This is a genomic window from Marseilla massiliensis, assembly GCF_016899955.1.
In the GTDB taxonomy this organism is placed as follows: Bacteria; Bacteroidota; Bacteroidia; order Bacteroidales; family Bacteroidaceae; genus Prevotella; species Prevotella intestinigallinarum.
The window spans coordinates 100,123-107,909 of sequence record NZ_JACJJL010000014.1; the positions used below are offsets into that span (position 1 = coordinate 100,123).

General features: G+C 49.9%; 7 protein-coding genes. 6 read left to right on the plus strand and 1 reads right to left on the minus strand.

What is annotated here, in order from left to right; translation table 11 throughout:
- The first annotated feature begins 118 nt into the window (after positions 1-118).
- From H6B30_RS09525 to H6B30_RS09550, 6 genes are all read left to right on the plus strand, one after another.
- The gene (locus H6B30_RS09525; protein ID WP_205109969.1) at positions 119-925 is read left to right on the plus strand and encodes an AraC family transcriptional regulator; all 807 of its coding nucleotides are present in this window, start codon (positions 119-121) and stop codon (positions 923-925) included.
- 636 nt (positions 926-1,561) lie between these two features.
- On the plus strand, positions 1,562-2,092 hold the full coding sequence (locus tag H6B30_RS09530; RefSeq protein ID WP_205109971.1) for a flavodoxin: 531 nt from the start codon (positions 1,562-1,564) through the stop codon (positions 2,090-2,092).
- A gap of 284 nt (positions 2,093-2,376) precedes the next feature.
- Positions 2,377-4,248, plus strand: a complete 1,872-nt coding sequence (locus H6B30_RS09535; RefSeq protein ID WP_205109973.1) for an alpha/beta hydrolase-fold protein — start codon at positions 2,377-2,379, stop codon at positions 4,246-4,248.
- A 1-nt stretch (position 4,249) separates the two neighbouring features.
- Positions 4,250-4,483 carry a hypothetical protein gene (locus H6B30_RS09540; protein WP_205109974.1) on the plus strand — a complete coding sequence of 78 codons (234 nt, stop codon included), beginning with the start codon at positions 4,250-4,252 and terminating at the stop codon, positions 4,481-4,483.
- A gap of 123 nt (positions 4,484-4,606) precedes the next feature.
- Positions 4,607-5,299 (plus strand): flavin reductase family protein, encoded by a 693-nt coding sequence (locus tag H6B30_RS09545; protein ID WP_239483839.1) that lies wholly within the window; start codon positions 4,607-4,609, stop codon positions 5,297-5,299.
- A gap of 21 nt (positions 5,300-5,320) precedes the next feature.
- Positions 5,321-6,166: an aldo/keto reductase gene (locus tag H6B30_RS09550; protein ID WP_205109976.1), complete on the plus strand. Its 846-nt coding sequence runs from the start codon at positions 5,321-5,323 to the stop codon at positions 6,164-6,166.
- 632 nt (positions 6,167-6,798) lie between these two features.
- Here H6B30_RS09550 and H6B30_RS09555 read toward each other — a convergent pair.
- Positions 6,799-7,269 carry a hypothetical protein gene (locus tag H6B30_RS09555; protein ID WP_205109978.1) on the minus strand — a complete coding sequence of 157 codons (471 nt, stop codon included), beginning with the start codon at positions 7,267-7,269 and terminating at the stop codon, positions 6,799-6,801.
- Positions 7,270-7,787: the final 518 nt, after the last annotated feature.

Sequence of the window (7,787 nt, forward strand, 5' to 3'; positions counted from 1 at the left end):
TGCACTTATTTCCGTTTTTGCCTGCAACGGGCAAGAATGCACGCGTTTTTAGCCGGCCAAACAATGGTTATCGGCCCGAAATATGTATCTTTGCAAAAGAAATGAAAGTGTTGGAAACATGGCAGAAACCGATAACATCATAATAAAGGACAGCCTTGATGGACTTGGCACTGATGCTTATGGCAATTACCTGGCCCATGCACTTTGCCTGGCTGGCAGTTGCAAGCTGAAATACAACGGTGAGGAACGACAGCTGCAGGCGGGCAACCTGATGATTGTACGCAAGGGAAAGCTGGTTGATCGCATACGCCCGGCGGAAGATTTCAGGGTGAAAGTGATATATGTAGCCTCCGAGTTCATTGAGCTCTCCACGCCACTGAGCAACTATGGCATGAAAGGACAGCTGGCCCTGTTCCTCGACCCAGTAATGAAACTGGACGCAGGGCAGCTTGAACTGTGCCGCAAAGACTTCGAAATGGTGGAAGAAAGGCTTGCTCAGACCGACCACCATTTCCGTCGCGACCTGCTTATAGCCTCAGTGCAACTGCTTATCATCGACTTTTTCGATTTCCACTCACATCTTTACGGAGTTGACAACATACCGCTGCAAAGCGCAGCGATAATGAGCCGGTTCCTCAATATGCTTGAGAATGGAACCTACCGCGAACACCGTGAAGTGAAATGGTTTGCCGACAAGCTATGCGTAACGCCCAAATACCTGTCTGAAGTTTCCCGTAAGGTTAGCGGCTATCCGGCCAACTACTGGATAAACCTCTACACCGTGCTCGACATTTCACGCCTGTTGCGCGACAAGTCACTTACTTTCGTGCGCATCTCCGACATGTTTGGGTTCTCTTCGCCTGCCTATTTCAGCCGTTATGTACAGCAACATCTGGGCGTGAGTCCGACGGAGTACAGGGGCTGACGTTCGTTTTACAAATGTCCCCCGTGCCAATTAGGCGCCATGCCTGCAACCTTGTTGCACCCCCTTGTGAAATGTTGCGGCTAATGGGAAGCCTGATTGTAGTATACCATGCCGGAAGTATTGCAGGGTATGGGCAACCGTTCTTATGCCACGCCGCTTGTCTTTTGTTGTATGCATCCCAACGCAGTACTGCCTGTCTCTTTTTTAATCAGGCCGCCAGAGCGACATATTCATCATACGTTTCTTCCACTTTGCCATAATGAATGCCGCCACAAAGGTAAATGTCATTATAGGCTTTTGCAGACAGCATTGAACAAGCCACGTGTTATTGTAATGCGTATGAGCACTTTGCATCCTTTGCATGACAGTATGATTGCTACCGGGAAAAGAATCTGTGGATGTGTTAATCGTGTCCGTGTTTTGTATAACGACAGTTTGCCGAAATCGGATTAACTTTGCAACCGTATCGGACATAACACCCGGGGGGAGTATGGTTGGGCCACGCAGCAGATGGTTTTGCAGCCCAAACCGGCCGTAATATAATAATGTGTAACTACGTGACGTGTGGTCATACCCATCTTCTCCCAGCTGTTTTCCGCATTGGCATCAACAGCAAACAAACAAACCAACAGAACAATGGAACATAACATGAAAGCAAAGAAAACACTTGTGGCATTCTTCTCACGCGCAGGCGAGAATTACGCAGTGGGAAACATAGCCGAGGGAAACACCCGCATCATTGCCGACATGATAGTCGACGAAACAGGCGGAGACATCTTCCAGATAACCCCCGAAACGCCTTATCCAGAAGACTACGCGCAATGCACGGAGGTGGCCAAGCGGGAATTGGCCGCCAAGGCGCGCCCGGCAGTCAAGGGCGATGCCGCAGTCGAGGATTACGACACCATCTTCATAGGTTATCCCAACTGGTGGGGCGACTTGCCGATGCCCGTGTATACACTCATAGAAAAACACCGCTGGCAAGGCAAGACCGTAATACCTTTCTGCACACATGAAGGCAGCGGGCTGTCGGGAACAGAACACAAACTGAAAACCGCATGCCAAGGGGCGACCCTACTGAAGGGGATTGCACTGAGAGGAGCCACGGCACAGAATGAGCGGGCCCGTGCAAAGGAAAGCATAAACGAATGGCTGAGCAAGCTTTAATGGCGTGTAGGCAATGATAACTACAGATGGCTGGCAGGCAGGCATGGCGTTTGCTTGCATTCACTTTGACAGAAAAGCCGATTAACACAGGCGTGCCGCAACCTCAAAACGCATGCGGCACGCCCATGCCGCCAACTTTACAAGCAGTGAAACGGCAGCCTATATATAAGGCACGGCTAAGCGTATGAGGCGAACTATCCGTAAAATTGTAGGCAATGGCGGCATTTATTGTAACATGCACCACAAGAATTTTGTCGAAATTTGCAACCGTATAATTACATGGAATGATGAAGATAATGACCAGCATTGCTGTCATGATGGCCGCCATGACCACAGCGCTATGCGGCTGCACGGACAAGACCGTGATGCAGACCGATGGAGATGGGAACGCAACATCTGCAAACGACAGTTTCAGAATTGACATGACCAGGGCCGTTCCCGGCCAATACCTGTCGGAGGCAACCCAACAGGGACAGGTTGTGAGAATAGAGTATGAATCGAAAGACTACACCCGTGACGACCGTCCTGCCACCAGGAAACCGGCCTATGTCTACCTGCCTTACGGCTATGACGAAAGCCGGCAGTACAATGTGGTCTACCTGATGCACGGCTGGACAGGCACGGCCGAAGACACATTCGGAGCTTTGGGCGGAGCACAGAAGAACATACTTGACTGGATGATACAGCAGGGCGACTGCCAACCGGTGATAGTCGTTTCACCAACATGGGACAAAGACAACCAGGCGAAAGGCTGGGGCGAGTCGTGCGAGGAAATTGCCGTGTTCCACAATGAATATGAGAACGACCTGATTCCGGTCGTCGAGAGCCGGTTTGCCACATTCGCCGAAACGACCGACAGGGCCGGCATCGTGGCTTCGCGCGACCACCGGGCTTTCGGCGGATTCTCGTTGGGCAGCGTCACGACGTGGTATGTATTCGAACATTGCTTCGACCTGCAACGCTTCTTCCTGCCCATGAGCGGCGACAGCTGGCACGTGGCGACTTTCGGCGGGCAGACGGCACCCGAACAGACGGCGCGTTTCCTTGCCACTGTCGTACGGTCTTCACCCTTCGGCACAGACAACGGCTTCCATGTATGGCACGCCGTGGGAACGCGTGACGCGCGATTCTACCAGACCCACAACCAGGCCATGGCCTGCATGCAGCTTACCGACGTGTTCACACCGCACAATTTCTCTTACCATCAGAGGGAGGGAGGGCTCCACGACTATAATTCCGTGGTCGAGTTTGTTTACAACGCCCTGCCATTCTTCTTCCCGGCAGAAACCGGGCAGGCGTTTACCAGCACAAGCCGCATAAGCGACGTGATGGACGACCCGGCTTTCGGCGATTGGGGCCGGCTGGTTTTCCCCGTGGACGATGGGTACTGGAGCGGCGAAACCCTTGGGCAGTTGCGTATGGCCTGGTACAACTACATCGACCCGGACAAGACAGTCGAGATATGCAATTACCTCAAGTCGCACGCCGACAGCGTATTTATCGACATCTACACAGAGGCCGAAAAACAGGCCGACCCGCAGAAACGCAACACAGGCCTGTTCTTTTTCAGAGGGAATCATGGCGCCCCCTTCGCCATATGCAACGCTGGCGGAGCATTCGCTTACGTCGGGGCCATGCACGACAGCTTTCCCCATGCCCTCGAACTTTCCAAACTCGGATACAACGCCTTTGCGCTCATCTACCGCCCAGACCATGCCTACGAAGACCTTGCACGAGCCATCACTTATATCCACGACAATGCCGACGCACTGGGAGTGAGGGCCTCGGGCTATTCGCTCTGGGGCGGTTCGGCGGGGGCCCGCATGGCGGCTGCACTCGGCAACGCCGACGGCCTGCGCCAACTGACGGGACGCAACGACATACCGCAAGCATCGGCCGTGGTCATGCAGTATACGGGGTATGGCTCAGTAAGCCGGCAAGACGCCCCCACATACGCCTGTGTAGGCACCAACGACGGCATAGCCCCGTGGCGCACCATGCGAAACAGGCTGCAACGGCTTGCCGAGCTCGGCATTCCGACAGAATTCCATGCCTACGAGGGGCTTCCTCACGGCTTCGGACTGGGCACCGGTACGGTGGCCGAAGGATGGCTGGCAGACGCCGTAGGCTTTTGGGAAGCACAAACAAACAACTGATGTGAAGATTGATGATTACACCATTCACATGCTTACAAATATGCAACTAAAAAGCGGCGTACGCTACGCCGATTTCCAGCAAGGGCGACATCGCATGACGAAACGGCCTGTATTGCTTTGCAACATGGCCCGTTTTGCAGGCCAAAACGTGCCGATTGGGAAGCCTGAACGGCCCGTTTTGCAACGCGCTGAATATGAAACAATTAAGCAAGGCTGTTACTGCTGTCGCCTTTAACATTTTATGTTAAATGCGCAGCAGGCGGTTGCCGACAAACAATGAACCTGCTGACGTTTGCAGACATTCAACAAAAAGAATGCAAATACCCATTATAATGAAAACTTACAACAAAAATGAAATATGAGAAAATCTATGATGATGGCGGCAGCCTTGCTGTCGGTTGTGATGGCATGCAACGAAAACAACAAACCAAACAACACAAGTATAGACATGAACGGAAAAGAAAATGTAAAAGAAGTGGCCGGGCGCCGCAATTTCGGAGCGCAGCACCCGGTAATGACACCGCAGCCCTGCATCATGATAGCCACTTACAACGAGGACCAAGTGCCCGACGTGATGATGGCCGCATGGGGCGGACAGTGCGATTACAACAAAATCACTTTTGAGTTGGGAGCGCACAAGACCACAGAGAACATAAAGCGGAAGAAAGCCTTCACGGTGAGCTTTGCCACCGAGGACTACATGGCCGAATCCGACTATTTCGGACTGGTGAGCGGCAACAAGGTTCCCGACAAAGTGAAGCGAGCCGGCTTTACCGTGACCCCCAGCCCCAATGTGGATGCACCAATCGTCAACGAATACAAGCTCACGCTGGAGTGCCGTGCGGTTGAAATTGACGAAAATGCCGATGGCGGCGCACGCGTGGTCGGCGAGGTGGTGAACTGGAGCGCCGACGAGAGCATTCTCAATGCCGACGGCAAGGTGGACTTGGGCAAGCTCCGGCCAATCATTTTCGACTCGTCGGCGCTGATTTACCGTGCCGTGGGCGACAGCGTGGGCCAGGCATGGCATTCCGGCAAAAAGTTTCAATGAACCAAACAACAAAACAACAAAATGCAGACAATCAAACTTAGCAACGGCGTGGAAATGCCGTTATTGGGCTACGGAGTGTTCAAGGTGGCCCCGGATGAATGTGAACGGTGCGTAGGCGACGCCCTGAACGTGGGCTACCGCCTGATTGACACGGCACAGGCGTATTTCAACGAAGAAGGAGTGGGCAACGCCATAAGCAAGAGCGGAATTTCCCGGCAGGACATTTTCCTGGTGACAAAAGTATGGATTTCAAATGCCGGCGAGGAGAAAGCGGCGGCAAGCATAGACGAGAGCCTGCGCAAGCTGCAGACCGACTACATCGACCTGCTGCTCATCCATCAGGCTTACGGCGACGTGTTCGGCTCGTGGCGGGCCATGGAGAAAGCCTACCGTGCGGGCAAGGTGCGTGCCATCGGCGTGAGCAACTTCCAGGCGGGGCGCTTCTACGACTTCGCCCACTATGCCGACATCAAGCCTATGGTGAACCAGTTGCAATGCAATCCGCTCGTACAGCAACAAGGCATCGAGCCGCTGCTCGCCGAACACAACACCAAAATGATGGCATGGGGGCCGCTCGGCGGAGAGGGTGCCGAAGGCGTGGTAAACAGTGAGCTGCTCGCCTCTATTGGCAAAGGCTACGGCAAGACCGCCGCACAGGTGGCACTGCGATGGCTCATGCAGCGTGGCATCATAGCCATACCCAAGAGCACGCACATAGAGCGTATGCGGCAGAACATTGACATATTTGACTTTTCGCTGACCGACGAGGAAATGAAAAGCATTGCGGCACTAAACCGCCACGATACGGGAACGGTTGATTTCGGAGACCCGAAGCTGGTGAAATTCCTGATTGAGACATACGGATAAAACCGCAAAAGGCGCATTCAACGGCAAGGCAAAGTCAACCGCCAACACCTGTCATGACAAATGATGCATAACCAAACAAAACCGCTTTGCTCTCATTTGCAGGAATAAGAATGATTAATATCAGTACAAAATGCAAGAGGGTGCGCTCAATCGGGCGCACCCTCTTTGCTGCATCACGTAATGATACACACATGGGGGCTCCATTAAGTAGCTATTCAAAATTAAACGGCAGATGAGAATAAATACCGAATGGAGGTCGGCATTGTTCTCCAATATTCCTAAAGCCGACTTCTCCGGATGGAAACTACATATTACCTATCGGGGTGTTACACATCAAGAACAACCGTTTCATGCACTGCGATGGTATTTCCTTGATAAGGAGGGCAGGACTGTTATTAAGACAATAGAACAGCCATTGCCGTAAAGATTATCTTATCATAGTAACATTTTCCTTGTTACATATTTTGAACACCAACCAACTGTGAGACTACATAGAAGGAACAAGAGCAGTCCCCCCCAAAACCGACTCTTGTTCCTCTATATTCATACGATTCTTCCTACTTTTAGCGGATTCCGTTGAACCGTAATGAGGACATAGAAACTCAACTCCTGATTTGGAGTATTACCCCACTCTAATTGCCGTTCATTTCCTTCCAATGCAAAGAATATTCATCGACTCTATTCAATTCTTTGTATGTGTTAACCAATGGTCTTCCTAACGAATCGGTTTTGAAAAACACAACACCGGGATTTATATCTCCATTTGAGTGGTTTTCTATTGTGTATGTTGTTAAAGGTTTGAGCTTTATCATTGGTATTTCTGGGGTATTCCTCTTAACAACTTTGTAAGATGGATTATGTCGATTGAAATAGAATACATTAGCTGCTTCTGAACCTTCTCTCCATTCCACACTATATGCCATGAGATTTAATCCTTCTTCTTCTACAAACAAATTGTATATACCATTCCCTTCTTGTGTATATACCGCATTTCTGTTAAAGTCAAAAGAAATGGAGTTATCTGTGCATCCTGCCATTATCATGCAAACAATTATATATTGTATAGCTTTACTTATTTTGTTTTTTGTCTTTAACATATTCATTCCACCATATATTAATTTGAATAATCTTATCTTTATCTGCCTTGTCTAATATCTGTAAGTTCAAATAATAATAACAGCTACAATTTACCCTCCCCCCTGTAGCAGAATTCCGCATTTTTGAGGAATTATAAAGGTGGCGCAAATAGTGTTATATGTTCCATAAGAGGCAGACAACTTGGTTACTCCCCACTAATTTAGGAATTATCCTGTATCGTGGATACTTCCTTTCTTTTGCCTTGCATTTACTTATGGCTACATAGAGTATCAACATATAGTACACAAAAAGGTCATGCAGTACCGCTTTAGAAAAACTAATAATAACTATAATCATATCTATAGATTTTCCCTAAGCTGTAATACGTCTGAAAGTTATATGTATGTTTGTCGTAGCTTTGGAAAAACAGAGAGTTAGAAAAAAAGTCCTTATCACCAATATTCTAATTAACGTGAGTTCGATGAATTATAACTATTTGTAAATTTGGTGATTAGCGAAAATTGTTGTAACTTTATAGTGTTCA

Coding starts and splice junctions, on each gene's coding strand:
- H6B30_RS09525 (WP_205109969.1), top strand. CDS start 119: ATGGCAGAAACCGATAACATCATAATAAAGGACAGCCTTGATGGACTT.
- H6B30_RS09530 (WP_205109971.1), top strand. CDS start 1,562: ATGGAACATAACATGAAAGCAAAGAAAACACTTGTGGCATTCTTCTCA.
- H6B30_RS09535 (WP_205109973.1), top strand. CDS start 2,377: ATGATGAAGATAATGACCAGCATTGCTGTCATGATGGCCGCCATGACC.
- H6B30_RS09545 (WP_239483839.1), top strand. CDS start 4,607: ATGAGAAAATCTATGATGATGGCGGCAGCCTTGCTGTCGGTTGTGATG.
- H6B30_RS09550 (WP_205109976.1), top strand. CDS start 5,321: ATGCAGACAATCAAACTTAGCAACGGCGTGGAAATGCCGTTATTGGGC.
- H6B30_RS09555 (WP_205109978.1), bottom strand. CDS start 7,269: ATGAATATGTTAAAGACAAAAAACAAAATAAGTAAAGCTATACAATAT.